Genomic DNA, 1,235 nt, shown 5'->3' with positions numbered 1-1,235 from the left:
GTCCCAAGAAGCCCCTGTATGAAACAAACAAGGATCAATTCAAGATCGCGTTCGGGGACCATATGGAAGCGCGCCGGGAGGAACAGCCGGAAGAGTATCTTCGGCTTCTGCTGCGACGCTCGGCAACCGGCCTCAACCGACTGCCCTGCGTCGTATTCGACAACACAGACCAGTTCTCGCAGGAGATTCAGGATGCCATCTATCAGCTTGCGCATTCACTGGAAAGTGCATCCTCGATCTTCATCATCGTGCCCATCACCGACCGTACGGTCTGGCGTCTGAGCAAGGCCGGTGCCCTGCAGAGCTACGCCTCGCGCAGCTTCTATCTGCCGGTTCCGGAGGCCAAAGAGATCCTGTCCAGGCGTGTGCGATTCGTCAAGGACAAGATCAGCGTCGAGCGGGCGACCAACTCCGCGTACTTTTCAAAAAAAGGCTTCTCCGTCAGTATCGACGACCTGTCGATGTTTGCAGAAGCGGTCGAGCGACTGTTCGTCGAGAGCGATCATATCTCCGGTTTGATCGGCCGACTTGGCAACTTCGATATCCGGCGGATGCTGCGACTGGCCGAACGCATCTTCCTCTCGCCCGAGATCAAGATCGATGACATCGTGAAGTCCCACTATGGTGGTCCGGCGGTCTCCTCGGACAGGTATCGCACGCACCGCGCGCTCATTAAGGGTGAGTACGACCGCTTCTCAGAAACGGAAAACGAGTACGTATGTAATCTGTTCCTGACCGATCCCAGGAAGCCCACCTCGCCACTTCTTCCACTTTACATCCTGTGGGTATTGCGTCAACGATCGGCAACGGTGCGGCACGATCAGATCGAAGCTCGGCATTGGCTCGTCTCCGAGCTCGGAGATTTTTTTGAAGGGTGCGGGGTGCCGGTCGAAGCGGTACTAGCGACTGTCTCGCGGCTCTTCGAGCGCCGCCTCGTTGAGACGCTGGATCCCAATGTCAGCGTCCCCAGTCTCGCAGACAGGATTGCCATCAAGGAGAGCGGCGTCGCGCATATCGAGCTCATGGGAACGTCGACGGTCTATATGGAGCAAATGGCACTGACCACCGGCATCAATGTCCGCGCGACCCGCGATGAGCTGAAGCAGAAGTCACACAGTCCCGGCCCGCAGAGTTTCATTGAGATTCGCGACGTGTTCATTGGCTATCTCCTCAAGCTTGACGCAATGCGCATCAATATTCCGCAGATCAGCCAATATAAGCAGTTGAACGAAGCA

General features: G+C 56.7%; 1 pseudogene. It reads left to right on the top strand.

Going from position 1 to position 1,235, the window contains the following annotated elements:
- Positions 1–62: 62 nt before the first annotated feature.
- Positions 63–1,235, top strand: a pseudogene (locus AC1DPR_RS32035) (ATP-binding protein); the annotation flags it as partial.

The sequence above is a fragment of the Rhizobium sp. 01T417 genome, from assembly GCF_056398905.1.
Note: the sequence above shows the minus strand (reverse complement) of the source record. Positions and strands in the feature narration are given on the sequence as shown.